Source organism: Klebsiella sp. BIGb0149, assembly GCF_004362605.1.
GTDB classification, from domain to species: domain Bacteria; phylum Pseudomonadota; class Gammaproteobacteria; order Enterobacterales; family Enterobacteriaceae; genus Klebsiella; species Klebsiella terrigena.
On the sequence record NZ_SNYG01000004.1, the window covers coordinates 139,185 to 160,927 of the forward strand.

General features: G+C 62.3%; 26 protein-coding genes. 24 read left to right on the top strand and 2 right to left on the bottom strand.

Translation table 11 applies throughout. The features are described 5' to 3' along the window. Positions 1-78 precede the first annotated feature (78 nt). Together rsmD and EDF75_RS15615 are read left to right on the top strand one after the other, a co-directional pair. On the top strand, positions 79-675 hold the full coding sequence (rsmD, locus tag EDF75_RS15610) for a 16S rRNA (guanine(966)-N(2))-methyltransferase (RefSeq protein WP_133600073.1): 597 nt from the start codon (positions 79-81) through the stop codon (positions 673-675). After that, positions 665-943: a DUF1145 family protein gene (locus EDF75_RS15615; RefSeq protein ID WP_041143060.1), complete on the top strand. Its 279-nt coding sequence runs from the start codon at positions 665-667 to the stop codon at positions 941-943. The genes rsmD and EDF75_RS15615 overlap by 11 nt, the downstream gene beginning before the upstream one ends. A 37-nt stretch (positions 944-980) precedes the next feature. Here the strand turns inward: EDF75_RS15615 and EDF75_RS15620 are convergent, their stop codons facing one another. Then, positions 981-1,331 (bottom strand): DUF2500 domain-containing protein, encoded by a 351-nt coding sequence (locus tag EDF75_RS15620; protein ID WP_166646200.1) that lies wholly within the window; start codon positions 1,329-1,331, stop codon positions 981-983. A 191-nt stretch (positions 1,332-1,522) separates the two neighbouring features. On the opposite strand from EDF75_RS15620, the gene EDF75_RS15625 reads away from it, so the two are divergent. Together EDF75_RS15625 and zntA are read left to right on the top strand one after the other, a co-directional pair. Next, on the top strand, positions 1,523-2,149 hold the full coding sequence (locus EDF75_RS15625) for a lysoplasmalogenase (protein WP_045853992.1): 627 nt from the start codon (positions 1,523-1,525) through the stop codon (positions 2,147-2,149). A gap of 78 nt (positions 2,150-2,227) precedes the next feature. After that, positions 2,228-4,420, top strand: a complete 2,193-nt coding sequence (zntA, locus tag EDF75_RS15630; protein WP_133600075.1) for a Zn(II)/Cd(II)/Pb(II) translocating P-type ATPase ZntA — start codon at positions 2,228-2,230, stop codon at positions 4,418-4,420. Between the two features lie 39 nt (positions 4,421-4,459). Here zntA and tusA read toward each other — a convergent pair whose 3' ends face one another. Next, positions 4,460-4,705 carry a sulfurtransferase TusA gene (gene tusA, locus EDF75_RS15635; protein ID WP_041147480.1) on the bottom strand — a complete coding sequence of 82 codons (246 nt, stop codon included), beginning with the start codon at positions 4,703-4,705 and terminating at the stop codon, positions 4,460-4,462. 233 nt (positions 4,706-4,938) lie between these two features. Between tusA and EDF75_RS15640 the strand changes: the two genes are divergently transcribed. The 20 genes from EDF75_RS15640 (at position 4,939) to acpT (ending at position 21,743) form a co-directional block, all read left to right on the top strand. Next, entirely contained in the window at positions 4,939-5,604 is a 666-nt protein-coding gene (locus EDF75_RS15640) for a 7-cyano-7-deazaguanine/7-aminomethyl-7-deazaguanine transporter (protein ID WP_041143064.1), read from the top strand. A 73-nt stretch (positions 5,605-5,677) separates the two neighbouring features. Beyond that, positions 5,678-6,235, top strand: coding sequence for a DcrB family lipoprotein (locus EDF75_RS15645; protein ID WP_076946173.1), 558 nt, complete (start codon positions 5,678-5,680; stop codon positions 6,233-6,235). A gap of 587 nt (positions 6,236-6,822) precedes the next feature. Further along, positions 6,823-7,212 carry an LptM family lipoprotein gene (locus tag EDF75_RS15650; protein ID WP_076946174.1) on the top strand — a complete coding sequence of 130 codons (390 nt, stop codon included), beginning with the start codon at positions 6,823-6,825 and terminating at the stop codon, positions 7,210-7,212. Between the two features lie 464 nt (positions 7,213-7,676). Next, positions 7,677-8,399: a beta-ketoacyl synthase chain length factor gene (locus EDF75_RS15655; protein WP_133600076.1), complete on the top strand. Its 723-nt coding sequence runs from the start codon at positions 7,677-7,679 to the stop codon at positions 8,397-8,399. Then, a complete protein-coding gene (locus EDF75_RS15660; protein WP_133600077.1) occupies positions 8,396-9,211 on the top strand; it encodes a lysophospholipid acyltransferase family protein in 816 nt (271 codons plus the stop codon). The genes EDF75_RS15655 and EDF75_RS15660 overlap by 4 nt, the downstream gene beginning before the upstream one ends. Further along, the gene (locus EDF75_RS15665) at positions 9,192-9,449 is read left to right on the top strand and encodes a phosphopantetheine-binding protein (protein ID WP_041143069.1); all 258 of its coding nucleotides are present in this window, start codon (positions 9,192-9,194) and stop codon (positions 9,447-9,449) included. The genes EDF75_RS15660 and EDF75_RS15665 overlap by 20 nt, the downstream gene beginning before the upstream one ends. Before the next feature lie 10 nt (positions 9,450-9,459). Further along, positions 9,460-9,711: an acyl carrier protein gene (locus EDF75_RS15670; RefSeq protein WP_045853985.1), complete on the top strand. Its 252-nt coding sequence runs from the start codon at positions 9,460-9,462 to the stop codon at positions 9,709-9,711. Between the two features lie 5 nt (positions 9,712-9,716). Next, entirely contained in the window at positions 9,717-10,298 is a 582-nt protein-coding gene (locus EDF75_RS15675; protein WP_133600078.1) for a COG4648 family protein, read from the top strand. Continuing rightward, complete coding sequence (locus tag EDF75_RS15680) at positions 10,295-11,653, top strand: AMP-binding protein (protein WP_133600079.1); 1,359 nt, start codon at positions 10,295-10,297, stop codon at positions 11,651-11,653. The genes EDF75_RS15675 and EDF75_RS15680 overlap by 4 nt, the downstream gene beginning before the upstream one ends. Further along, entirely contained in the window at positions 11,640-11,993 is a 354-nt protein-coding gene (locus EDF75_RS15685) for a 3-hydroxyacyl-ACP dehydratase FabZ family protein (protein ID WP_123709691.1), read from the top strand. Before EDF75_RS15680 ends, EDF75_RS15685 begins: the two co-directional genes overlap by 14 nt. Continuing rightward, a complete protein-coding gene (locus tag EDF75_RS15690) occupies positions 11,984-13,672 on the top strand; it encodes a glycosyltransferase family 2 protein (protein ID WP_133600080.1) in 1,689 nt (562 codons plus the stop codon). Before EDF75_RS15685 ends, EDF75_RS15690 begins: the two co-directional genes overlap by 10 nt. 3 nt (positions 13,673-13,675) lie before the next feature. Beyond that, the gene (locus EDF75_RS15695; RefSeq protein ID WP_041143075.1) at positions 13,676-14,098 is read left to right on the top strand and encodes an acyl-CoA thioesterase; all 423 of its coding nucleotides are present in this window, start codon (positions 13,676-13,678) and stop codon (positions 14,096-14,098) included. After that, on the top strand, positions 14,095-14,700 hold the full coding sequence (locus EDF75_RS15700; RefSeq protein WP_133600081.1) for an outer membrane lipoprotein carrier protein LolA: 606 nt from the start codon (positions 14,095-14,097) through the stop codon (positions 14,698-14,700). Before EDF75_RS15695 ends, EDF75_RS15700 begins: the two co-directional genes overlap by 4 nt. Next, positions 14,669-16,993 (top strand): MMPL family transporter, encoded by a 2,325-nt coding sequence (locus EDF75_RS15705; RefSeq protein WP_133600082.1) that lies wholly within the window; start codon positions 14,669-14,671, stop codon positions 16,991-16,993. The genes EDF75_RS15700 and EDF75_RS15705 overlap by 32 nt, the downstream gene beginning before the upstream one ends. Next, complete coding sequence (locus tag EDF75_RS15710) at positions 16,990-17,574, top strand: DUF3261 domain-containing protein (RefSeq protein WP_133600083.1); 585 nt, start codon at positions 16,990-16,992, stop codon at positions 17,572-17,574. Before EDF75_RS15705 ends, EDF75_RS15710 begins: the two co-directional genes overlap by 4 nt. A 1-nt stretch (position 17,575) precedes the next feature. Beyond that, positions 17,576-18,745: a beta-ketoacyl-[acyl-carrier-protein] synthase family protein gene (locus EDF75_RS15715; protein WP_133600084.1), complete on the top strand. Its 1,170-nt coding sequence runs from the start codon at positions 17,576-17,578 to the stop codon at positions 18,743-18,745. Further along, a complete protein-coding gene (locus EDF75_RS15720; protein ID WP_133600085.1) occupies positions 18,742-19,218 on the top strand; it encodes a hotdog family protein in 477 nt (158 codons plus the stop codon). Before EDF75_RS15715 ends, EDF75_RS15720 begins: the two co-directional genes overlap by 4 nt. After that, positions 19,215-19,946, top strand: a complete 732-nt coding sequence (locus EDF75_RS15725) for a 3-ketoacyl-ACP reductase FabG2 (protein WP_133600086.1) — start codon at positions 19,215-19,217, stop codon at positions 19,944-19,946. Before EDF75_RS15720 ends, EDF75_RS15725 begins: the two co-directional genes overlap by 4 nt. Then, positions 19,943-21,172 (top strand): beta-ketoacyl-ACP synthase, encoded by a 1,230-nt coding sequence (locus EDF75_RS15730; protein ID WP_133600087.1) that lies wholly within the window; start codon positions 19,943-19,945, stop codon positions 21,170-21,172. Before EDF75_RS15725 ends, EDF75_RS15730 begins: the two co-directional genes overlap by 4 nt. A 1-nt stretch (position 21,173) precedes the next feature. After that, a complete protein-coding gene (gene acpT / locus EDF75_RS15735) occupies positions 21,174-21,743 on the top strand; it encodes a 4'-phosphopantetheinyl transferase AcpT (protein WP_133600088.1) in 570 nt (189 codons plus the stop codon).

Consider the following 21,743-nt stretch of genomic DNA (forward strand, 5'->3'; position numbering starts at 1 on the left):
CCGCCCCCGGATTAAGGTTTCGTCATCCGCCTTCGATCGCTAGAATAGCAGGCTGGAAGTTGAGACTTGAGCAGAGAGATGAAGAAACCAAACCACGCAGGCAGCGGCCAGATCCGCATTATCGGCGGACAGTGGCGGGGCCGAAAATTACCGGTGCCGGAGAGCCCGGGCCTGCGCCCGACCACCGACCGGGTCCGTGAAACCCTTTTTAACTGGCTGGCACCGTCTATGGTCGACGCGCGCTGCCTGGACTGCTTTGCCGGCAGCGGCGCGCTGGGCCTGGAGGCGCTCTCCCGCTACGCGGGCAGCACCACGCTGCTGGAGATGGAGCGCGGCGTTGCCCAGAAGCTGCAGAAAAACCTGGCGACCCTCAAAGCCAGCAACGGCACGGTGGTCAACACCAATACCCTGACCTGGCTTAATCAGCCCGGCACGCCGCACCAGATAGCGTTCGTCGACCCGCCGTTCCGTAAAGGGCTGCTGGAAGAGACGCTGCGGCTGCTGGAGAGTAACGGCTGGCTTGCCGACGAGGCGCTGATCTACGTCGAAAGTGAAGTCGAAAATGGGCTACCGCCGGTACCGGCCGGCTGGCACCTGTATCGTGAGAAAGTGGCCGGACAGGTCGCCTACCGCCTCTATCAACGAGAGGCACAAGGAGAAAAGAATGCTGATTAATCTGGGCCGGGTACTGATGCTGTGCGTATGGGCCTTTTTGCTCTTAAACCTGTTTCAGCCTTTCCCTAAGCCGCTGAACATCTTCGTCAACGTTGCGCTTATCTTTATGATCCTGATGCACGGCCTGCAGCTGACGCTGCTGAAGGCCACTCAGCCGAAAGATGCGCCGCCGCTGGGCCGCTTCGAGCAGGTGCGTATTTTTGTCTTCGGCGTATTCGAGCTGGTTGCCTGGCAGAAAAAGCTCAAGGCCACGCTGCGTAAGAAGTGATGGCGCCCGGCGCGTAGCATAGCCGGACGCAGCAGGCTCAAGGATCTGGCGTAAACGCGACGAACCTTGAGCCTCTGTAGCTCAGCATTCCCCTGTCACCCACGCTAAGCGCATGATACTGCGCCTCTTCGAGACGAAAGCTGACTTCGAGCCCGCCGGTTTGCGGCCTGAAGCTGACGTCATAGCGCATCTCGCTGCCGGCCGGAGCGACGGTTTGCTGGCGCGAGCGGCGATCGTTAATCACTCTTTCCCGCTTGTTGCTCACCACCACCTGTCTTTGCAGCAGCGGCGCGGCGTCGTTGTCCCTGCTTTCCCGCCGCTGCTGCGCATAGCGAACCGATGCCGCCACCACAATGATGGCCACGACGATAATAAAAAACAGCGGGATCTTACTCATTCATCTTACCCCCAGGAATTCTCAGGAATCAGCATACCGCGCCTTGATTAACGTTGTCATCTGCCCTCCCGAGCCACTACACTGAACATTAGTACCGTCAGTACAACTACTTATACCCTATGCATCTCGGGTTGCGGCCTGTAAGGCGGCGGGTATAGCGATAACAGATACAGGGACTCACTATGCTTTGGTCGTTTATTGCTGTCTGTTTTTCCGCATGGCTTTACGTCGATGCGTCCTATCGTGGGCCAACGTGGCAACGTTGGTTGTTTAAACCCGTCACGCTCATTCTGCTGCTGCTGCTTGCCTGGCAGGCGCCGATGTTCAACGCCATCAGCTATCTGGTGCTGGCCGGCCTGTGCGCCTCGCTGGTCGGCGACGCGCTGACGCTGCTGCCGCGCCAGCGGGTGATGTACGCCGTCGGCGCCTTTTTCCTTTCGCATCTGCTCTATACCATCTGGTTTGCCAGCCAGATGACGCTGTCATTTTTCTGGCCGCTGCCGCTGGTGCTGCTGGTCGTTGGCGCGCTGCTGCTGGCGGTTATCTGGACCCGGCTGGAAGAGATGCGCCTGCCGGTATTCACCTTTATCGGCATGACGCTGGTGATGGTCTGGCTGGCGGGCGAGCTGTGGTTCGTGCGCCCGACCGATACCGCCCTCTCCGGCTTTACCGGCGCCGCCTTCCTGCTGCTGGGTAATATTGTCTGGCTGGTCAGCCACTATCGCCGTCGCTTCCGCGCCGATAACGCGATTGCCGCCGCCTTCTACTTCGCCGGGCACTTCCTGATCGTGCGCGCACTGTACCTCTAATTTAGCGCTTGACTCTGGAGTCGACTCCAGAGTGTATCCTCTGGGCAATGAGAAAATTATCATTACCCGGAGGGTCCCATGTCGACTCCAGAAGCTCAGGATAAAAAAGTCCCACAGTTCTCGTCATTCAAATTAAAGCCCGCTGCCGCACAGCCTGACAGCTGCTGTACGGACTCCTCCTGCGCGGCGCAGGCCCGCGAAGAACCCCTGGAAACCGCGCGCTACAGCTGGCTGGTCGACGGCATGGACTGCGCCGCCTGTGCCCGCAAGGTTGAAAATGCCGTGCGCCAGGTGCCGGGCGTCAGCCAGGTACAGGTGCTGTTTGCCACGGAAAAACTGCTGGTGAACGCCGGGAGCGATATCCGCCCGCAGGTGGAAAGCGCGGTGCGCTCGGCGGGCTATACCCTGCGCGATGAAGATACTCCGCAGCAGGAAACCTCCCGGCTGCGGGAGAATCTGCCGCTGATAACCCTGGTGCTAATGATGGCGCTGAGCTGGGGGCTGGAGCAGTTTAACCATCCTTTCGGCGAGCTGGCCTTCGTTGCCACCACCCTCGTAGGCCTGTGGCCGGTCGCGCGCCAGGCCGTGCGTTTGATGAGAAGCGGCAGCTGGTTTGCCATTGAAACGCTAATGAGCGTCGCCGCCATCGGAGCGCTGTTTATCGGCGCCACCGCCGAAGCCGCGATGGTGCTGCTGCTGTTTCTGATCGGCGAACGCCTTGAGGGCTGGGCCGCCAGCCGCGCCCGCCAGGGCGTCAGCGCGCTCATGGCCCTCAAGCCCGACACCGCCACGCGGATCCGCGACGGCGTGCGGGAAACCGTCGCCCAGCGCGACCTGCGCCCCGGGGATCTGATTGAGGTCGCCGCCGGCGGACGCCTCCCCGCCGATGGTCAGCTGATGACGCCGTTTGCCAGCTTCGATGAGAGCGCGTTAACCGGCGAATCCGTCCCGGTGGAACGCAGCGCCGGCCAGCGCGTGGCGGCAGGCGCAACCAGCGTCGACCGTCTGGTGCAGCTGAAGGTTATCTCCGAACCCGGCGACAGCGCTATCGACCGTATTCTGAAGCTGATTGAGGAGGCCGAAGAGCGCCGGGCGCCCATCGAGCGCTTTATCGATCGCTTTAGCCGTATTTATACCCCGGCCATTATGCTCGTCGCCCTGCTGGTGGCCGTCGTACCACCGCTGCTTTTTGCCGGCGCCTGGCTGCCGTGGATCTACAAGGGGCTGACGCTGCTGCTGATCGGCTGCCCGTGCGCGCTGGTGATCTCCACCCCGGCGGCGATCACCTCCGGGCTGGCGGTCGCGGCCCGTCGCGGGGCGCTGATTAAAGGCGGCGCCGCGCTTGAACAGCTGGGCCAGGTTCGCCAGGTCGCCTTTGATAAAACCGGCACCCTGACCGTCGGCCAGCCGCGCGTGAGCGCAGCGATCGTCACCGCCGACATCGATGAGAACGACCTGCTGGCGCTGGCCGCCGCGGTGGAGCAAGGCTCCAGCCATCCGCTGGCCCAGGCCATCGTCCGCGAAGCGCAGCAGCGGGGGCTGAATATCCCCGCCGCCAGCGCCCAGCGCGCGCTGGCCGGTTCCGGCATCGAAGCCGACGTTGCCGGCCGCCGGGTGCTGATTTGCGCGGCAGGTAAAGGGGCGGCGGCGGCGTACGAAGAGCAGATCCAGCGGCTGGAGAGCGCCGGCCAAACGGTGGTACTGGTGCTGCGTGAGGATATCCTGCTCGGAATTCTGGCGCTGCGCGATACCCTGCGCGACGATGCCCGCCAGGCGGTTGAAGATCTGCGTCAGCTCGGCGTGCAGGGGGTGATCCTGACCGGCGATAACCCGCGCGCGGCGGCGGCCATCGCCGACGAGCTGGGGCTGGCGTTCCGCGCCGGGCTGCTGCCTGCCGATAAGGTCACGGCGGTGATGGCGCTCAACGCAGAAGCGCCGCTGGCGATGGTCGGCGACGGCATCAACGACGCGCCGGCCATGAAGGCGGCCACCATCGGCATTGCGATGGGCAGCGGCACCGACGTGGCGCTGGAGACCGCCGACGCGGCGTTAACCCATAACCGCTTAACCGGCCTGGCGCAGATGATTTCGCTGGCTCGCGCCACCCATGCCAACATCCGGCAGAACATTGCGATTGCGCTGGGGCTGAAGGGGATGTTCCTGATAACCACGCTGCTCGGCCTGACCGGACTTTGGCTGGCGGTGCTGGCGGATACCGGCGCCACGGTGCTGGTCACCGTCAACGCCCTGCGGCTGCTGCGCCAGAAGTAGCGGGCGCGCTCCCCGCTGGCGCTGCGCTCAGCGGGGAGCCTAGTGGTTTTTACGAATCAAATAGCGGTACGGCAGGGCGCTAATCTCCTGGGCCACCAGCTCGTGCTCCATAAAGCGACAAAAGCCGGGAATATCGCGGGTTGTCGCCGGATCGTCGGCGATAATCAGCAGCGTCTCGCCCACCGGCATCGTACGCACGGCCTTGCGCACCATCATTACCGGCTCGGGGCAGCGCAGCCCCTGTGCATCCAAAGTGTGGTCAGGACTGGAAAAAAGTTCGCTCATTTTCATCTCACGTCTACAAAACGGCCCTAGTTTACCCCCACCCGCACGCGACGCAAGCCAGGTTAACGTTTGCGCGAAAAACAACCGTTGCATTACGCTCTCAACGCAGTATCATGCAGCCGTTTTTAATTGGGTTCCCTCACCCCAAATTTCAGTCCCTCACTCATTCATGTTGTAGAAAAGCGGCAACGCCTCTGCAGCCTGAAGGATAACGGGCATAAAAAGGTCACAATATGAATCCCTTTACTACCGTACAGCGTAAAAAAGCGCTGGTCTGGCTATCGCTATTCCATTTGCTGGTGATCACCTCCAGCAACTATCTGGTGCAGCTACCGATCTCCATTTTTGGTTTCCATACCACCTGGGGCGCGTTCAGCTTTCCGTTTATCTTCCTCGCCACCGATCTGACGGTACGCATTTTTGGCGCACCGCTGGCGCGACGCATCATCCTCGCGGTGATGGTCCCGGCGCTGCTGATCTCCTACGGCGTCTCCGCGCTGTTTTATATGGGCGAATGGCAGGGCTTTGCCGCACTGACGCACTTCAACCTGTTCGTGGCGCGTATCGCGGCCGCCAGCTTTATGGCCTATGCGCTGGGGCAGATCCTCGACGTCCACGTCTTTAACCGCCTGCGGCAAAATCGCCGCTGGTGGCTGGCGCCCACCGCCTCGACGCTGTTTGGCAACGTCAGCGACACGCTGGCCTTTTTCTTTATCGCCTTCTGGCGCAGCCCGGACCCGTTTATGGCGGCCCACTGGGGAGAAATCGCCATCGTTGACTACTGCTTCAAGGTGCTGATTAGCATCGTATTCTTCCTGCCGATGTACGGCATGTTGTTGAATATGCTGCTGAAAAAAATGGCGGATAAATCTGATTTGTCAGCATTGCAGCCAGGTTAAGAGTACTCGCAGACTGATGTGATAAGATAAGCGAATGAGCCGTTAATGGCCGTTTATCGAAAGGAAGATGTCAATGCGCAATTTGGTTAAATATGTCGGTATTGGCCTGCTGGTTGTGGGCCTTGCGGCCTGTGATAACAGCGATTCAAAAGCGCCAACCGAAGGGGCTGCGGCTGAAAGTAACGCCAGCGGACAAACCGTGAGCCTGCTGGACGGCAAGCTGAGCTTCTCCCTGCCCGCAGGGATGACCGACCAGAGCGGGAAGCTGGGCACTCAGGCCAACAACATGCACGTCTATTCTGATGTCACAGGTCAGAAAGCGGTGATCGTGATTGTGGGCGACAGCACCACTGAAGAGCTGTCCGTACTGGCCCAGCGTCTGGAAGAGCAGCAGCGCAGCCGCGATCCGCAGCTGCAGGTCGTGACCAATAAATCCGTTGAGATCAAAGGCCACACGCTGCAGCAGCTGGACAGCATCATCTCCGCCAAAGGACAGACCGCCTGGTCTTCGGTTCTGCTCGGCAAGGTGGATGATAAATTGCTGACCCTGCAGATCACGCTGCCGGCGGACAACCAGCAGCAGGCGCAAACTGCGGCGGAAAACATTATCAATACCCTGACCATTCAGTAACTCACGGTCAGAGGTTATGGCCTCCGGTGTCGCCACCGGGGGCCATTTTTTTTGCCGCCGGCCCGCCGGCTGCGCTATTCAGGTTCAGCGAGTCTGCCTCCTCGGTTTTTCCCCATTACCACGTCGTCCGCTGAAAAACAGCTACCAGAACTGAATATTGATTTACGTCATTTGCGGCTTAAATCGGCGAAATAAAACAGAATTCCCGCGGCACCCGGCGGCCGGGGATATAATATCCCCATTATGTAGCCGGGTAATAATTTGCTTATTATTAAATGATGAGAATGATATGACTGAATAAGCCGACTGATTAATTTGATGGTGAAGAATAGCGAGGATTGTATAATTTTTGTGAATTTTAGGCTATCAACGTAAATTTTAACCGTCTGAAATCCATCATCATTACGCATTGCCGCTGGTGACCTCGCGATCTATGCTTTATGATGAAAACCCTTCTCGCCTGACGTCAAAACGGAAAACGTGCGAGATATTTACCTGAGACATAATTCCGGCCCGGTGAGACTGATATTAATTATTCTTAGCATTGGGCATCTCATCATATACCCATAATTCGACAGGAAGCGTTCATGAAAAAGGTTGTTAAGTGGCTGGCGGCTATTGCCGTTATCGGGACATTGGCAGGCTGCGCCCGTACGGCGCCCATCGAACAAATTCAGACAACGGTCAGCGCTGGCCATACCGATGCTCAGGTAAAAAACGCTATTTTCCGAGCCGGCGTACAGCGCCAGTGGATAATGTCAGAAACGGCGCCGGGTATTATCAAAGCCCGCCAGCAGGCGCGCGATCACGTTGCTGAAGTGCAAATTAACTATTCCGCGGCCGGTTATTCTATTCGTTACGTCAGCAGCCTCAATCTGATGGCCTCCGGCGGTGAAATCCATAAAAACTATAACCGCTGGGTACATAATTTGGATAAAGACATCCAGGTTAATTTGGCTGCGGGAAGCGCGCTGTAAGCGTTCGCTCTCCGCGCTCCGGTGCGAAGTGATTAGGGGCAGGACGTTTTCTTACCCCTAAAGAGGAATATAGCGCCCGGCGCTATATCGGCATCATCCCGCTAACGCCGGCCGGCAATCGCCTGAAGGCCCGCGGGATATGCCGAACCGCGATTTGATTCGGCATTATCCTATGTATTCGCAGGCCGCCCTGTATGATATGTGGTGGTCGCTGCAGAAAATGCGCGTCCGGCCGCAGCCGGAACGATGAAAATATTCGGCTCGTGCTCTTAGATTTGCCACAATAAATTGCACTGATGCGCAAAAATATCGAAAATACGCGAAACCGATCGGCAAATAATGCGGGCTGCGGCGCGCCCGATAACCTGGCGTCGGTCATACCGTATTGGCAGGCCAGCAGAAAAATAACAAGGTGGCGTTAAAAAACGCTACCAGAATCACCGATTTACCGCGGACTCGCGTTGATGAAATTTGCACTAAACATAATTGACTGGCAGGGCAGAGCCCCAGGACTAAGCGAAACGACGCAGTGGCAGCAGTGGTCACGGCTTTCGCACGCCATCGATCCGGCGGCGCCTCAGGCAAAGCTGAGCGAATTACCGATGATGACCGCCAGACGACTCAGCTCCGGCAGCCGGCTGGCCGTTGAGTGCGGGCTGGCGATGCTGCGCCGCCATCGTATCGATGCCGTACTGTACACCAGCCGCCACGGCGAGCTTGAACGCAACTACCGCATCCTGCACGCGCTGGCGACGGAACAGGCGCTCTCCCCGACCGACTTCGCGCTCTCCGTGCATAATTCAGCGGTCGGTAACCTGACCATTGCCGCCCAAAGGCCGATCGTCTCCTCTTCCCTCTCCGCCGGGCAAGATACCTTCCAGCAGGGGCTGTGCGAAGCGATATGCCTGCTGCAGGCGGGCTATCAGCGCGTGCTGATGGTCGATTTCGACGGCCATCTCCCGGAGTTTTATCACCCCTATCTTCCCCCCGCGATGCCGACCTGGCCCTACGCGCTCGCGTTGGTTATCGAAGCGGGCGAAGAGTGGCGCTGCACGACGCAGCGCGCCGCGCCGGGCGAAGAGGCGGAGCTGCCGCAGAGCCTGCAGTTTTTACGCCACTACCTGCAGGAGAGCCCGGCCTTTACTATCGCCGGCGAGCGCCTGCAGTGGCAGTGGAGCCGCTCATGAACGGCCTTCCGTCACGCATAAATCGCGCCTGGCGCGGGCTGATGACCGGCGTCTGCTTCGCGCTGTTCGGCCTTGGCGGGCTGCTGCTGTCCTTAGTCTGGTTTAACCTGCTGCTGGTGGCGGTCAGAGATAAATCTCGCCGCCGTCGCCTGGCGCGACGCAGCATCTCGGCCAGCTTTCGCCTCTTCTTAACGGTGGTCAAAGCCGTCGGGGTGCTGGATTACCGGATCGTGGGCGCCGAGCTCCTGCGCCAGGAGCGCGGATGCCTGGTGGTGGCTAACCATCCCAGCCTTATCGACTACGTGATGCTGGCTTCGATCATGCCCGAGACCGACTGCCTGGTAAAAAGCGCCCTGCTGAAAAACCCGTTCGTCAGCGGCGTGATCCGCGCGGCGGACTACTTAATTAACGATCAGGCCGATGCGCTACTGCCCGCCAGCCGGCAGCGCCTGCAGCAGGGCGATACCATCTTAATTTTCCCGGAGGGAACCCGCACCCTGCCTGGCGAACCCATGGTCCTTCAGCGCGGCGCGGCCAATATTGCCGTGCGCTGCGCCAGCGATTTACGCGTAGTGGTCATTCGCTGCAGCGAACATATGCTGGGCAAAAACAGTAAATGGTACGATGCGCCGGCGACCCGGCCCCTGTTTACCATCGAGGTAGGCGAGCGGGTGCAGATCGCCCAGTTTTACGACGAAAACTCACAAGAACCGTCGCTGGCAGCAAGACAGCTAAATCGGCATATTTTGCTTCAATTACAATCAGGTACTACGCCTCCTTCAGGAATTAATGATGCAAGCGCTCTATCTTGAACTGAAAAATCTCATCATCAACACGCTGAATCTGGAAGAGCTGTCGGCTGACGACATCGACGCCGACGCGGCGCTCTTTGGCGACGGTCTCGGCCTCGACTCCATTGACGCCCTGGAACTGGGGCTGGCGGTGAAAAACCGCTACGGCGTGGTGCTTTCCGCCGAAAGCGACGAGATGCGCCAGCACTTCTACTCCGTCGCGACCCTGGCCGCGTTCATCCACGCTCAACGTACCTGAGGCACCACCCATGACTGAATCACATGATATTTATGCCGAAGTCTCGGCGCTTCTGGTTAAGCTGTTTGAAATCGACCCGCAGGAGATCCGCCCGGAAGCGCGTCTGTACGAAGACCTCGAGCTGGACAGCATTGACGCCGTCGATATGATCGTCCATCTGCAAAAGAAGACCAGCAAGAAAATTAAGCCGGAAGAGTTTAAGGCCGTGCGTACCGTACAGGACGTGGTTGATGCGGTTGAACGCTTGTCCCGCGAAGCCTGACCCGCATGTCGAAAGCCCCTTCATCTAAGGGTATACAGCTGCTAACGAGCCTGCTCCTGCTGGCCTGGCCATTTTTAATCTGGCTGGGCCTCGCGCACAACAGCCTGCACTGGCTGCTCCCCTTGATGGCGCTGATTCTGCTATTACGCCTTCGCCAGACCCGGCGACAGGCGGGACCGCTGCACGCCGTTACCCGGCTGGTGGCGCTGGCGGGTATTGCACTCTGTACCGCCAGCTACCTGCTCAAAACGCATCAGCTGCTGCTGTTTTATCCGCTGGTGGTCAACGCCGTCATGCTCGCCGTTTTCGGCGGCTCGCTGTGGTCCGCGATGCCGGTTGTTGAACGGCTGGCGCGCCTGCGCGACCCGCAGCTTTCCGCGGCCGGCGTACGCTACACCCGTCGGGTGACGCAAATCTGGTGCGGCCTTTTTATTCTTAACGGCGGCATGGCGCTCTTTACCGCGCTGTATGGCGATATGGCGCTATGGACGGCGTGGAACGGCATGATCGCCTATCTGCTGATCGGCACGCTGATGGCCGCAGAGTGGCTGGTGCGCCGGCGGATGATAAAGCGAGAATCGTCATGATTGCGCCTCTCTCCCTGGCGCGCTGGCTGGACGTTTCGCGCCCGTCGGACACGCCGATCGCCTGGCTGGATGAGCAAACCTGGACCCTCGGCCATTTGCGCTACGACGTGGCGCAGTGGGTCGAACGGCTGCAACGGCACGATGCCGAACGCTGGGCGCTGTGCTTTGAGGACAGCTACCTGTTTCTCGTCGCGCTGCTGGCGACGCTGCACGCGCATAAAATCCCGGTGATCCCTGGACATAGCCGCGGCTCGCTGCTGAATGAACAGCGGGCGCTGTTTGACGGCGTCCTCAGCGACGGGCCCCTCGGCTGGCACGGACCCTCGCTGGTCATCGGCAGCGCGCGGCGCGCGATGGCGGAGCCCGGCGCGTTTTGCCGCATCGCCGGCGACGCCTGCGTAGAGCTGTTTACCTCAGGCTCAACCGGGAAGCCGAAGCGGGTTATCAAACCGATCGCCCATCTTGACCGCGAGGCCGAGCTGCTGGCCGCGCGCTTCGCCACCCGCCTTGAGGGCTGCCGCATCGTCGCCTCGGTGGTGCCTCAGCACCTCTACGGGCTCACCTTTCGCATCTTTCTGCCGATGGCCCTCGGCCTGCCGCTCCACGCGGCGATGCTCTTTTACGCCGAGCAGCTCAGCGCCCTGGGCCAGCAGCACCGCTATGCGTTTATCAGCAGCCCGGCGTTTTTGAAACGCCTCGATCCCCATCTGACGCCGCCGCCGGTAGAGCTCATCCTCTCCGCCGGCGGCCAGCTTCCCTCGGAAGATGTCGCCCGGGCGGCGGCCTGGCTGAAGGTCTGGACGGACGAAATTTACGGCAGCACCGAAACCGGCGTGATCGCCTGGCGCTCGCGGCGTCAGGAAGAGGCGGCCTGGCAGCCCTTTGCCGGCATCAGGCTGCTGCAGCAGGGGGAGACTTTCCGCCTGTTTTCACCGCTTATCGCCGATGAAGACGGGCTGTTAATCGACGATACCCTGGAATTTACCGCCAACGGCCAGTTTCGCCTGACCGGACGGCGTGGGCGGGTGGTCAAAATCGAAGAGAAGCGGGTTTCGCTCAGCGAAATAGAGCTCAGGCTCCAGAACCTGCCGGGGATCCGCGACGCGGTGGCTCTGCCGGTCACCCGCGGCGATCGCCAGGGGATTGGCGCGCTGCTGGTGCTGGATGCGCAGACCCGTCAGCGCTGGCAGCGCGAGGGCAAAACCCTTGAGCGCCAGTGGCGCCAGGCGCTGCGCCCGACGCTGGAACCGGTGGCGATCCCCCGCTACTGGCGCGTGGTTGATGACATCCCGGTCAACAGTATGAACAAGCGTGTCTATGCGCAACTACAGGAATTTTTTCATGATACCCCATGAAATAGAGCGCCATCAGGCACAGCCGCAGCAGGTTGAAATCGTCCTGCACCTCGACCCTAACCTCTTCTGGTTCGGCGGCCATTTTGCCGTACAGCCGCTGCTGCCCGGCGTCGCGCAGCTCGACTGGGTGATGCACTACGCCACCACGCTGCTGGCGCCGGGCTGGCGCTTTCACAGCATTCAGAACGTCAAATTCCAGGCGCCGCTGCTGCCGGAGACCACCGTCACGCTGGCCCTGAGCTGGCAGGAAGCGCGTCAGATACTGACCTTTAGCTATCAGCGCCACGACGGCGATGCGCGCCATACCGCCAGCAGCGGGAAGATTCGCCTGTGTCGCTAACCTTCCGCCCCTGCGTGGTGATCCCCTGCTACAACCACGGGGCAATGATGGCGCGCGTGCTGGCCCGGCTGCAGCCGTTCGACCTGCCCTGCATCGTGGTGGACGACGGCAGCAGCGAGGAGACGCGTCTCCAGCTGAGCGAGCTGGCGGCGCGGGAGCCAAACCTGACGCTGATTCGGCTGGCCGAGAACGCCGGCAAGGGGGTGGCGGTGATCCGCGGGCTGCAGGCCGCCGCCGAAGCCGGCTATAGCCACGCCGTGCAGGTCGACGCCGACGGCCAGCACGCCATCGAAGATATTCCGCAGCTGCTCGAGCTGGCCCGCAGCCATCCGGCGGCGCTGATTTCCGGCCAACCGATTTACGACGACTCCATTCCCCGTTCGCGCCTGTACGGACGCTGGATAACCCACGTTTGGGTGTGGATCGAAACCCTGTCGCTGCAGCTGAAAGACAGCATGTGCGGGTTCCGCGTCTACCCGATAGCGCCAACGCTGCGCCTGACGCAGCGCATCGCCCTCGGCCAGCGCATGGATTTTGATACCGAAGTGATGGTCCGCCTCTACTGGCAGGGCAACCCCAGCTATTTTGTGCCGACGCGCGTCACCTATCCGCCGGACGGGCTTTCTCACTTTGACGCCTTTAAGGACAACTGCCGCATCTCGTGGATGCACACGCGGCTGTTCCTCGGCATGCTGCCGCGCATCCCCTCCCTGCTGCTGCGCCGCTCCCCCGTACACTGGGCGCAGCAGGAGGAGGTCAAAGGGCTGTGGGGCATGCGCCTGATGCTGCTGGTGTGGCGTCTGCTGGGGCGCAAGGCGTTTTCGCTGCTGCTCTATCCGGTGGTTGCGGTCTACTGGCTCAGCGCGCACCGCGCCCGCCGGGCCTCCCGGGAGTGGCTCTCCCGCGTGCGGGCGCAGCTTAGCGCCCGGCGGCAGCCGCTGCCTGCGCTGAACAGCTATCGCCACTTTCTGCGCTTTGGCCATGCGATGCTCGATAAAATCGCCGGCTGGCGCGGCGAGCTGCGCTTCGATCGCGATGTGGTTTTCGCGCCCGGCGCCGAGGAAACGCTGCACCGCAGCGCCCCCGGCGGCAAGCTGCTGCTGGCCTCGCATCTTGGCGACGTCGAAGCCTGCCGGGCGCTGGCGCAGCTCCAGGGCACCAAAACCATCAATGCGCTGGTGTTTAGCGACAACGCCCGCCGCTTTAAGCAAATCATGCAGGAGATGGCGCCGCAGGCCGGGCTGAACCTGATACCGGTAACCGATATCGGCCCGGATACCGCCATCCTGCTGAAAGAGAAGCTGGAGCGCGGTGAATGGATTGCGATCGTCGGCGACCGCATTGCGGTGACGCCCCAGCGCGGCGGTACGTGGCGCGTCTGCTGGAGCGAGTTTATGGGCCAGCCCGCACCGTTCCCGCAGGGGCCGTTTATTCTGGCATCGGTTCTGCGCTGCCCGGTGCAGCTCATTTTCGCCCTCCGCCAGCAGGACAAGCTGCACATTCACTGTGAACCCTTCGCCGACCCGCTGATCCTGCCGCGCGCCGGGCGCGAGGAGGCAATCCAAAACGCGGTCGATCGCTACGCCAGCCGCCTCGAGCACTACGCCCTGCGCTCGCCGCTGGACTGGTTTAATTTTTTCGATTTCTGGCAGCTGCCAGACGCCAAAGAGAAGGAGTAAAGGGTGCTTAACGATCCCCGTTTTACTGCCGAAGTAGAGCTGACCGTCCCGTTTCACGACGTCGATATGATGGGCGTGGTGTGGCACGGCAACTACTTCCGCTACTTCGAGATCGCCCGCGAGGCGCTGCTCAATCAGTTCAACTACGGCTACCGGCAGATGAAGGAGTCCGGCTACCTGTGGCCGGTCGTCGACACCCGCGTTAAGTACCGCGACGTGCTGACCTTTGAACAGCGCTTTCGCGTGCGCGCCCGCCTCGAAGAGTATGAGAACCGGCTGCGCATTGGCTATGAGATCGTTGACGCGGCCAGCGGAAAACGGACCACCACCGGCTACACCATTCAGGTCGCGGTAGAGGAGAAAAGCCGGGAAATGAGCTTCGTCAGCCCGGATATTCTGTTTGAACGCATGGGGGTCACGCCATGAAACTCTGGCCCCTGCTGGCGCTGCTCATCAGCCCGCTGGTCAGCGCGCTGACGCTCGACGATCTGCAGCAGCGCTTCACCGAGCAGCCGGTTATCCGCGCCCACTTCGATCAAACCCGCACCATCAAGGATCTGCCGCAGCCGCTGCGATCCCAGGGGACGATGCTGATCGCCCGCGATAAGGGCCTGCTGTGGGATCAAACCCGGCCGTTCCCGATGCAGCTGCTGCTCGACGACAGGCGAATGGTGCAGGCGATTAACGGCCAGCCGCCGCAGACCATCACCGCCGACAGCAACCCGCAGATGTTCCAGTTCAACCATCTGCTGCGGGCGCTGTTCCAGGCCGATCGCCGGGTGCTGGAGCAGAACTTCCGCGTTGAATTCACCGATGCGGGCGCAGGCCGCTGGACGCTGCGCCTGACGCCGATAGCCACGCCGCTGGATAAAATCTTCGCCACCATCGATCTCGGCGGGCAGGCCTACCTGGAACGTATTCAGCTAAACGATAAGCAGGGCGACCGCACCGATATCACCCTTTCTCAACATCAACTTACGCCAGCGCAACTGACCGATGACGAACGCCAACGATTTGCTGCACGGTAACCGCAGGAGCTTCGCGCTGCTGTGGGGACTCGCCTGCCTGGTAATGCTGGGCGTGCTGCTGACGCTGCTGCCGCAGTCGCGGATGAACAGCAGCGTGCTGGCGATGCTGCCGAAACAGGCCCTTGGCGCCTTTCCTCCGAGCCTCAATGAGGGCTTTATGCAGCGCCTTGACCGGCAGCTGGTGTGGCTGGTCAGCCCCGGCAAGCAGGCCGACCCGCAGGTGGCCCGCGAGTGGCTCAGGCTGCTGCAGAACTCCCACGCGCTGGCGACGGTGAAGGGCCCGATGGATGCCGCCAGCCAGCAAGCCTGGGGCACGTTTTTCTGGCAGCACCGCAACGGGCTGATTGACGATGCCACCCGCGCCCGCCTGCAAAACGGCGGCGAAGCCCAGGCGCAGTGGGTCCTCTCCCAGCTCTACTCCGCTTTTTCCGGCGTCAGCGGCAAAGAGCTGCAAAACGACCCGCTGATGCTGATGCGCGGCTCGCAGCTGGCGATGGCGAAAAACGGCCAGCGTATGCAGCTGAAGGATGGCTGGCTGGTGACCGAGGATCGGCAGGGCAACCAGTGGTATCTGCTGCACGGCGAGCTGGCGGGCTCCTCGTTTGATATGCAGCAAACGCATCGTCTGGTGACCACCCTCTCCGCCCTGCAAACGGAGCTCAAGGCCCGCTATCCGCAGGCTCAGCTGCTCTCGCGCGGCACGGTATTTTACAGCGACTACGCCAGCCAGCAGGCAAAGCGGGATATCTCAACCCTCGGCGTGGCCACCATCCTGGGCGTTATTCTGCTCATCGTCGCGGTCTTTCGCTCGCTGCGTCCGCTGCTCCTGAGCCTGATCTCCATCGGCATCGGCGCGCTGGCGGGCACCGTCGCCACGCTGCTGCTGTTCGGCGAGCTGCACCTGATGACGCTGGTGATGAGCATGAGCATTATCGGTATTTCCGCCGACTACACGCTCTACTATCTGACCGAGCGGATGGTGCACGGCAACGAGGTCACGCCGTGGCAAAGCCTCGCCAAGGTACGCAACGCGCTGCTGCTGGCGCTGCTGACGGTGGTCGTAGCCTATCTGATCATGATGCTCGCGCCTTTCCCCGGCATTCGCCAGATGTCGGTATTCGCCGCCGCCGGGCTCAGCGCCTCCTGCCTGACGGTCATATTCTGGCATCCGCTGCTCTCCCGCGGCCTGCCGGTGCGTCCGGTGCCGGCGATGGTCCTGATGCTGCGCTGGCTGGCGGCATGGCGACGCAATAAAAAGCTCACCATCGGCCTGCCGGTCGCCCTGGCGCTGTTCTCGCTGGCGGGGATAGCCACCCTGCGCGTCGATGACGATATTTCACAGCTGCAGGCGCTGCCGCAGCCCCTGCTGGCGCAGGAAAAGACGATCGCGGCCTTAACCGGCCAGGGCGTCGATCAGAAGTGGTTCGTGGTCTACGGGCGGACGCCGCAGCAAACGCTGGAGCGGCTGGAAGCCTTTGTGCCGGCGCTGGAACAGGCGAAAAATCAGGGTCAGCTTAACGGCTACCGAACGATCCCGCTGAACTCGCTGGCCCGTCAGCGCCAGGATCTGACGCTGCTGAAAGCGGCCTCCCCGGCGGTCAGCCGCGTGCTGCAAAGCGCCGGGCTGCAGGCGATCAATGCGGATCTCAGTCCCATGCCGGTCACCGTGGAGGCCTGGCTTGCCAGCCCGGCCAGCGAAGGCTGGCGTCTGCTATGGATAACCCTGCAGAACGGCGAGAGCGGCGTGCTGGTGCCGGTTGACGGCGTGAATGAAAGCCCGGCGCTGAAGGCCCTCGGCGCAAAATACAGCGGCGTGGCGTGGGTCGACAGGAAAAGCGCCTTCGACGAGCTCTTCGCCCTCTATCGCCATTTGCTCACCGGACTGCTGGGTATCGCCCTGGCCACCATCGCCTGCGGGGCGGTTCTGCGCCTCGGCTGGCGTAAAGGGCTTATCAGCCTCGTGCCTTCGGTACTCTCCTTAGGCTGCGGCCTCGCGGCGCTCTCCCTCAGCGGCCATACGCTCAATCTGTTTTCGCTGCTGGCGCTGGTGCTGGTGCTGGGGATTGGCATCAACTACACGCTGTTTTTCAGCAATCCGCGCGGCACGCCGCTGACCTCGCTGCTGGCCGTCACCCTGGCCATGATGACCACGCTGCTGACCCTCGGCATGCTGGTATTTAGCTCAACCCAGGCGATCGCCAGCTTTGGCATCGTGCTGGTCAGCGGGATTTTCACCGCCTTCCTGCTATCGCCCCTGGCGATGCCCGGCAAAAAAGGGAAACAAAGACGATGATGACGTTCAGATTTGGCCGCGCCCTCGCGCTGATTGCCACCTTAGCCCTTGCCGGCTGCGGCCATTCGCAGAAGGCGCAGCAGGGCCGCCCGCAGGCGTGGCTGGAGCCGGGCGCCCGCGTGACGCTCCCGGCGCCGGGGATCTCGCCGACGCTCAGCTCACAGCAGCTGCTGACCGGCAGCTTTAACGGCCAGACCCAGTCGCTGCTGGTTATGCTCAACGCCGACGCGCACAGGGTGACGCTGGCCGGGCTCTCGTCGGTGGGCATCCGTCTGTTTCTCGTCACCTATGACGAAAAAGGCGTGCATACCGAACAGTCGATCGTGGTGCCGCAGATGCCGCCCGCCAGCCAGGTGCTGGCCGATGTGATGCTCAGCCACTGGCCGATCGCGGCCTGGCAGCCGCAGCTGCCGAAAGGCTGGACGCTGACCGACGCCGGCGACAGGCGCGAGCTGCGCAACGCCCGCGGCAGGCTGGTGACGGAAATCACCTACCTGAACCGCAAAGGCCGCCGTGAGCCCATCAGCATTCAGCAGCACGCCTTCGGCTACCACATCACCATTCAATACCTGGGTGACTGAGATGATCTACATTTCCGCTGTCGGCATGATCAACGCGCTGGGCAACAGCCTCGACGAGATCGCCTGCAACCTGACGCGCGGTATCGCCCCCGGTATGCGCCCGCGCGCCGGCTGGCTGCAGGGACAACCGCAGGCGATACTCGGCGGCGTTGACGGCGAGCTGCCCGCCATCGGCGACGCGTTTGCCGCCCACCGCTCGCGCAACAATCAGCTGCTGCTGGCGGCGCTGGCGCAGATTCAGCCGCAGGTGGACGACGCTATCGCCCGCTACGGCCGCGATCGGGTGGCGGTGGTGCTCGGCACCAGCACCTCCGGGCTCGATGAGGGCGACAGGCACGTGGACTTAACCCTCAACGCGAAGGCGAGCGCGGCCTGGCACTACCCGCAGCAGGAGCTGGGCGATCCGTCGCGCTTTCTCAGCCGCTGGCTGGAGCTCGACGGTCCGGCCTTTACCCTCTCCACCGCCTGCTCCTCCAGCGCCCGCGCGATAATCAGCGGGCGGCGGCTGATCGAGGCCGGCCTCGCGGACGTGGCGATTGTCGGCGGCGCCGACTCCCTCAGCCGGATGCCGGTGAACGGCTTCCACAGCCTGGAGTCCCTCTCCCCGACGCTGTGCCAGCCCTTCGGCCGCGACCGGAGCGGAATTACCATCGGCGAAGGCGCGGCGCTGATGCTGCTGACCCGGGAGCCGCAGCCCATCGCCCTGCTCGGGGTGGGCGAGTCCAGCGATGCGCACCATATTTCGGCTCCCCATCCGCAGGGCGAAGGGGCCATCCGCGCCATTCGCCAGGCGCTCGACGATGCCGGTATCGCCGCCGACGCGGTGGGCTACATCAACCTCCACGGTACCGCCACGCCGCTTAACGACCAGGTGGAATCGCAGGTGGTGAGCGCGCTGTTTGGCGAGCAGGTGCCGTGCAGCTCCACCAAGCATCTGACCGGCCATACGCTGGGCGCGGCGGGGATCACCGAGGCGGCAATCGCCATGCTGATCCTCCAGCGCAGCCTGCCGCTGCCCGCCCAGGATTTCAGCCTTTCGCCGCGCGACCCGGCGCTGCCCGCCTGCGGCATTATCGAGAAAGCGCAGCCGCTCGCCCGGCCGACGATCCTGTCCAACTCGTTCGCCTTTGGCGGCAATAACGCCAGCATTCTGCTCGGGAGAGTTTTATGAACCACTATTTATCGCCCGGCGACTACCTGCCGCACGACGCGCCGATGCTGCTGCTGGAAGAGGTGCTGGAGGTCACTGACGAAACCGCCGTTTGCCGCATTGCCGTCACCGGCCGCGGCGTGCTGGCGCCGTTTCTTGACGCCGACGGCAACCTGCCCGGCTGGTTTGCGCTGGAGCTGATGGCGCAGACCGTCGGCGTCTGGTCAGGCTGGCATCGCCGCCGGCAGGGGCAAAGCACTATTGCGCTCGGCATGGTGCTCGGCGCCAGGGAGCTGATCTGCGCCGCGGGGGTGCTGCCCGCCGGCCGGACGCTGACCATCAGCGTTAATCTGTTAATGCAGGACGCGCGTTTTGGCAGCTTCGAGTGCGCCATCAGCGCCGGGGATGAGGCGCTGGCAACCGGCAGGGTGAATACCTTCCAGCCTACCGCCGAAGAGTTAACGACGCTTTTTAATCAGGGAGAGAAACCATGAGTCGTTCAGTATTAGTTACCGGTGCCAGCAAGGGCATCGGCCGCGCCATCGCCTGCCAGCTGGCGGCGGACGGTTTTACCGTCGGCGTTCATTACCATCGCGACGCCGAGGGCGCGCGGGAAACCCTCGAGACCCTGCAGGCCGCCGGCGGCGCCGGACGGGTGCTGAGCTTTGACGTCGCCAACCGTGAGCAGTGCCGCGAGGTGCTGGAGCAGGAGATCGCCGCCCACGGCCCGTGGTACGGCGTGGTAAGCAACGCCGGGATCGCCCGCGACGGCGCCTTTCCGGCGCTCAGCGACGACGACTGGGATTGCGTTATCCACACCAACCTCGACAGCTTTTACAACGTTATTCAGCCGTGCATTATGCCGATGATCGGCGCCCGTCAGGGCGGGCGGATTATTACCCTGTCATCCGTTTCCGGGGTGATGGGCAACCGGGGTCAGGTCAACTACAGCGCGGCGAAGGCGGGCATTATCGGCGCCACCAAGGCGCTGGCTATCGAGCTGGCGAAACGCAAAATCACCGTCAACTGCATTGCGCCGGGGCTGATTGATACCGGGATGATCGAGATGGAAGAGGCCGCGCAGAAAGAGGCGATGTCAATGATCCCGATGAAACGTATGGGCCAGGCGGATGAAGTGGCCGGGCTGGCCAGCTATTTAATGTCCGACATTGCGGGTTACGTCACCCGCCAGGTTATTTCCATCAATGGAGGTATGTTATGACACGCCGTGTCGTGATTACAGGGATGGGCGGCGTCACCGCCTTTGGGGAAAACTGGCAGGACGTTTCCGCCAGGCTGCTCGCTTACGAGAACGCCGTGCGCAAGATGCCGGAGTGGCAAATCTACGACGGCCTGCATACCCTGCTCGGCGCGCCGATCGACGATTTCACCCTGCCGGAGCACTATACCCGCAAGCGTATCCGCGCCATGGGCCGGGTATCGCTGATGTCCACCCGCGCCAGCGAGCTGGCGCTGGAGCAGGCCGGCCTGATTGGCGAAGCGGTGCTGACGAACGGCGAAACCGGTATTGCCTACGGCTCTTCGACCGGCAGCACCGGCCCGGTGAGCGAGTTTGCCACCATGCTGACGGAAAAGCATACCAACAACATTACCGGCACCACCTACGTACAGATGATGCCGCACACCACCGCGGTCAACACCGGCCTCTTCTTCGGCCTGCGCGGGCGGGTTATTCCCACCTCCAGCGCCTGCACCTCCGGCAGCCAGGCTATCGGCTACGCCTGGGAAGCCATTCGCCATGGCTATCAAACGGTGATGGTGGCCGGCGGTGCCGAAGAGCTCTGCCCGTCCGAAGCGGCGATCTTTGATACCCTCTTCGCCACCAGCCAGCGCAACGATGAGCCGAAAACCACCCCGTCGCCGTTCGACGCACGTCGCGATGGCCTGGTGATAGGCGAAGGCGCCGGTACGCTGATCCTCGAAGAGCTGGAGCACGCCAAAGCGCGCGGCGCGACGATCTACGGCGAAATCGTCGGCTTTGCCACCAACTGCGACGCCGCGCATATCACCCAGCCGCAGCAGGAAACGATGCAAATTTGCATGGCGCAGGCGCTCAGCATGGCCGGTTTACGCGCCGAAGATATCGGCTATATCTCGGCCCACGGTACGGCGACCGATCGCGGCGATATTGCCGAAAGCCGGGCCAGCGCCGCCCTCTTCGGCAGTCGCGTGCCGATCTCTTCGTTGAAAAGCTACTTTGGCCATACGCTGGGCGCCTGCGGGGCGCTGGAAGCCTGGATGAGCCTGCAGATGATGCGTGAAGGCTGGTTCGCCCCGACGCTCAACCTGCGTCAGCCGGACCCCCAGTGCGGCGAGCTCGACTACATCATGGGGGAAGCGCGCAGGATCGACTGCGAGTATCTGCAGAGCAATAACTTCGCCTTTGGCGGCATCAACACCTCCATCATCATTAAACGTTGGTCTTGATATGTATCGGCTTTTGCTGGGGAAAATTTCGACCTTAAGCACGCGGGCGCTGCCGCCGGCGATCTCCGCCCTCGCGCCGCAGGGCGCGCGCCGCGCCGGCTGGCTGGCGGGCCGCGCGCTGCTCTCCCAGGCGGTGACGCCGCTGCCCGAGATTATCTACGCCGAACAGGGCAAGCCGGGGTTTGCTGACGGGACGCCGCTGTGGTTTAACCTCAGCCACAGCGGCGACGATATCGCGCTGCTGCTCAGCGACGAGGGGGAAGTCGGTTGCGATATTGAGGTCATTCGCCCGCGAGAAAACTGGCGTCGGATCGCCAATGCGGTATTTAGCTCTGGCGAGCATGCGCAGGTGGAGGCCGAACGGCCGGAGCAACAGCTGGCGGCGTTCTGGCGCATCTGGACGCGTAAAGAGGCAATCGTTAAGCAGCGTGGCGGCAGCGCCTGGCAGATTGCCAGCGTCGACAGCTGCTTCCGCTCCCGGCTGTCGGTCAGCCAGCTCCAGCTTGGCGCCCTCAGCCTGGCGGTGTGCACGCCGACGCCGTTCGAGCTCAAGGTCGAACGGCTGGGCTAA

What these genes read in the sequence shown, in the direction of transcription:
- rsmD (WP_133600073.1), top strand. Translation starts at nt 79, where the DNA reads ATGAAGAAACCAAACCACGCAGGCAGCGGCCAGATCCGCATTATCGGC.
- EDF75_RS15615 (WP_041143060.1), top strand. Translation starts at nt 665, where the DNA reads ATGCTGATTAATCTGGGCCGGGTACTGATGCTGTGCGTATGGGCCTTT.
- EDF75_RS15625 (WP_045853992.1), top strand. Translation starts at nt 1,523, where the DNA reads ATGCTTTGGTCGTTTATTGCTGTCTGTTTTTCCGCATGGCTTTACGTC.
- zntA (WP_133600075.1), top strand. Translation starts at nt 2,228, where the DNA reads ATGTCGACTCCAGAAGCTCAGGATAAAAAAGTCCCACAGTTCTCGTCA.
- tusA (WP_041147480.1), bottom strand. Translation starts at nt 4,705, where the DNA reads ATGAGCGAACTTTTTTCCAGTCCTGACCACACTTTGGATGCACAGGGG.
- EDF75_RS15640 (WP_041143064.1), top strand. Translation starts at nt 4,939, where the DNA reads ATGAATCCCTTTACTACCGTACAGCGTAAAAAAGCGCTGGTCTGGCTA.
- EDF75_RS15645 (WP_076946173.1), top strand. Translation starts at nt 5,678, where the DNA reads ATGCGCAATTTGGTTAAATATGTCGGTATTGGCCTGCTGGTTGTGGGC.
- EDF75_RS15650 (WP_076946174.1), top strand. Translation starts at nt 6,823, where the DNA reads ATGAAAAAGGTTGTTAAGTGGCTGGCGGCTATTGCCGTTATCGGGACA.
- EDF75_RS15655 (WP_133600076.1), top strand. Translation starts at nt 7,677, where the DNA reads ATGAAATTTGCACTAAACATAATTGACTGGCAGGGCAGAGCCCCAGGA.
- EDF75_RS15660 (WP_133600077.1), top strand. Translation starts at nt 8,396, where the DNA reads ATGAACGGCCTTCCGTCACGCATAAATCGCGCCTGGCGCGGGCTGATG.
- EDF75_RS15665 (WP_041143069.1), top strand. Translation starts at nt 9,192, where the DNA reads ATGCAAGCGCTCTATCTTGAACTGAAAAATCTCATCATCAACACGCTG.
- EDF75_RS15670 (WP_045853985.1), top strand. Translation starts at nt 9,460, where the DNA reads ATGACTGAATCACATGATATTTATGCCGAAGTCTCGGCGCTTCTGGTT.
- EDF75_RS15675 (WP_133600078.1), top strand. Translation starts at nt 9,717, where the DNA reads ATGTCGAAAGCCCCTTCATCTAAGGGTATACAGCTGCTAACGAGCCTG.
- EDF75_RS15680 (WP_133600079.1), top strand. Translation starts at nt 10,295, where the DNA reads ATGATTGCGCCTCTCTCCCTGGCGCGCTGGCTGGACGTTTCGCGCCCG.
- EDF75_RS15685 (WP_123709691.1), top strand. Translation starts at nt 11,640, where the DNA reads ATGATACCCCATGAAATAGAGCGCCATCAGGCACAGCCGCAGCAGGTT.
- EDF75_RS15700 (WP_133600081.1), top strand. Translation starts at nt 14,095, where the DNA reads ATGAAACTCTGGCCCCTGCTGGCGCTGCTCATCAGCCCGCTGGTCAGC.
- EDF75_RS15705 (WP_133600082.1), top strand. Translation starts at nt 14,669, where the DNA reads ATGACGAACGCCAACGATTTGCTGCACGGTAACCGCAGGAGCTTCGCG.
- EDF75_RS15710 (WP_133600083.1), top strand. Translation starts at nt 16,990, where the DNA reads ATGATGACGTTCAGATTTGGCCGCGCCCTCGCGCTGATTGCCACCTTA.
- EDF75_RS15715 (WP_133600084.1), top strand. Translation starts at nt 17,576, where the DNA reads ATGATCTACATTTCCGCTGTCGGCATGATCAACGCGCTGGGCAACAGC.
- EDF75_RS15720 (WP_133600085.1), top strand. Translation starts at nt 18,742, where the DNA reads ATGAACCACTATTTATCGCCCGGCGACTACCTGCCGCACGACGCGCCG.
- EDF75_RS15725 (WP_133600086.1), top strand. Translation starts at nt 19,215, where the DNA reads ATGAGTCGTTCAGTATTAGTTACCGGTGCCAGCAAGGGCATCGGCCGC.
- EDF75_RS15730 (WP_133600087.1), top strand. Translation starts at nt 19,943, where the DNA reads ATGACACGCCGTGTCGTGATTACAGGGATGGGCGGCGTCACCGCCTTT.
- acpT (WP_133600088.1), top strand. Translation starts at nt 21,174, where the DNA reads ATGTATCGGCTTTTGCTGGGGAAAATTTCGACCTTAAGCACGCGGGCG.